Raw genomic sequence first — 2,429 nt, forward strand, 5'->3', positions numbered from 1 at the left:
CTTAAATACAGTTAGTTTTGCCGCCGGAGCCGGAGTATATGGACTTTTCAGATCGCATTTTAAGTTGGTACGCAAAGCACAAAAGGGATTTGCCCTGGAGAAAAACAAGGGACCCTTACAGCATATGGCTTTCCGAAATTATTATGCAGCAAACTCGTGTTGCACAGGGATTGCCATATTACCTTCGATTCAAAGAACGATTTCCCAGGGTAGAAAACCTCGCCAGAGCCGAAGAGGAGGAGGTTTTAAAGACCTGGCAGGGCCTTGGCTACTACTCCCGGGCGCGTAACCTGCACGCCACAGCCATACGGGTTTCCGATGAATTTGGGGGAGACTTTCCAAAAACATACAAAGACCTTTTGACCCTAAAAGGGGTTGGGCCGTATACCGCAGCGGCCATCGGCTCCATTTGTTTTGATTTACCTACCCCGGTTGTCGATGGAAATGTCTACCGCGTTCTGAGCCGGTATTTCGGAGTGGATCTTCCGGTGAACAGTGGGGAAGGCAGCCGCTACTTTGCAGATCTTGCGGAACAGGTTTTTAATAAAGCCCATCCGGGAACCTATAATCAAGGGCTTATGGAATTTGGCGCGCTTCAGTGCGTTCCCAAAAACCCCGATTGCGACACCTGTCCTTTAGCGGAGAGTTGTGTGGCCCTGGCACGGTCCCAGGTGGCCCGGTTTCCGGTCAAGTTACCCAAAAAGGAAGTGCGCAAAAGGTATTTCAACTATTTTATGCCTGTGGACCCGGGTTTCAAAACCCAGCTCGTCAAACGCACAGGCAGAGGTATCTGGCAGGGATTATATGAGTTCCCCGTTCTGGAATCAGAGATGGAATTATCTGATGGGCAGGCTGAGGAGCCTTTAACCGAAGGTTATTTTCCTCAAATGGGCCATCCTCTGAAGATACATAAATTAAACCCTGTCCCCCTGGTTCATAAATTGTCTCACCAGCACCTTTTCCTGACCTTGCGGATCGTCTATTTGGAGAAAGACCTCACAGAGGGGATCCCTATAGCCGAAATGGAAGCGTATCCCGTCCCTGTCCCCATTGCAAATTTCATGGAAACAGTTAAAAATTCGTACTTTTGAACCCGGGGAAGATTCAATGTACCCCAAGAGATAAATTATGAGCGGAACACTAAATAAAGTTATGCTGATCGGGCATTTAGGAGATGCGGTTAAAATGCATTACTTCGATGGCGGGAATTGCGTAGGCCGTTTCCCCATTGCCACGAATGAATCGTATACCAATCGTCAGACCGGCGAGAAAGTGACCAATACAGAATGGCATAATATTGTCGTCCGCAACAAGGCTGCCGAAATTTGTGAGAAATACCTCAGTAAGGGGGACCTCATTTATATTGAGGGGCGCCTTAAAACCAGACAATGGCAGGGTGAAGATGGAGCGACCCGGTATACCACTGAAATCCAGGCCACAGATTTTACGTTCCTTTCAAACAAATCGGGAGAGGCCAATCCAGGTTCCGCCCAGGGAGGACAGTCGGCTGCTCGTCCTGCTGAAGGGCCGATACAAAGCGGAGACACACAGGCAAATGTCCCGGAAGAGGATGACCTGCCTTTTTAAGTAATTAAAGACCGAGCCTTTGGATCCTGACCTCCTAAGCGCTGTACTGATCGGGATAGCCCTCAGTGGCGAACTTATACTCAAGTTTACAATACTGGTCGTCCTGCTGATTTGCTCCGGACTGATTTCGGGTGCTGAAGTAGCGTTTTTTGGCCTCTCACAAACCGATGTGAATGAGCTTAAAAACAATGCAAGCTCTAAAAGTGATATTATTCTCGGGCTTCTTGAGAAGCCAAAAAAACTACTCGCAACCATCCTAATTGCCAACAACGCCATAAATATTGGTATTGTATTGCTTCTCAATGATATGGGAGATACCCTATTTGAGGGTATTGACCAGGTATATCTCGGCTTTATTTCCGGCCGTTTTGTGCTGGAGGTGGTACTGGCGACATTTCTGATCCTCTTGTTCGGGGAGATTTTGCCAAAGATCTATGCGAACAGGAATCGCATGGCATTCGCATTTAAAATGGCTTATGTACTCAGGGGCCTGGATGTGCTTTTTACCCCCTTAAGCGCACCGCTCAGAAAAGCGACTATCTTTTTATATAAGCGACTGGGCAAAGAAAAATCGAATCTGAGTGTAGACCATCTTTCCCAGGCCCTTGAACTCACTTCTGAAGGGGACACCACCCGGGAAGAACAAAAAATCCTCGAGGGGATTGTCTCTTTTGGAAATACGGATACCAAACAGGTCATGCGGCCCAGGCTGGATATTTTTGCCTTATCTGCAGAACTGAAATACCCGGAAGTGTTGGAGGAGATCAAAAAAAACGGGTATTCGCGTATCCCCGTTTATGCAGAGAATCTCGATGATGTGCTGGGGGTCCTCTATGTAAAGG

At 47.8% G+C, this 2,429-nt stretch carries 3 protein-coding genes; all 3 read left to right on the forward strand.

From position 1 onward, the window contains the following. The first annotated feature begins 38 nt into the window (after positions 1-38). Complete coding sequence (gene mutY / locus WBV75_RS00130; protein WP_424118640.1) at positions 39-1,091, forward strand: A/G-specific adenine glycosylase; 1,053 nt, start codon at positions 39-41, stop codon at positions 1,089-1,091. A 37-nt stretch (positions 1,092-1,128) separates the two neighbouring features. After that, positions 1,129-1,587: a single-stranded DNA-binding protein gene (locus WBV75_RS00135; protein WP_424118638.1), complete on the forward strand. Its 459-nt coding sequence runs from the start codon at positions 1,129-1,131 to the stop codon at positions 1,585-1,587. Positions 1,588-1,606: 19 nt separating this feature from the next. Further along, positions 1,607-2,429, forward strand: an 823-nt coding sequence (locus WBV75_RS00140; RefSeq protein ID WP_424118639.1) for a CNNM domain-containing protein, incomplete at its 3' end; no start/stop codon positions are given.

The sequence above is a fragment of the Robiginitalea sp. genome, assembly GCF_049588695.1.
Lineage (GTDB): Bacteria > Bacteroidota > Bacteroidia > Flavobacteriales > Flavobacteriaceae > Robiginitalea.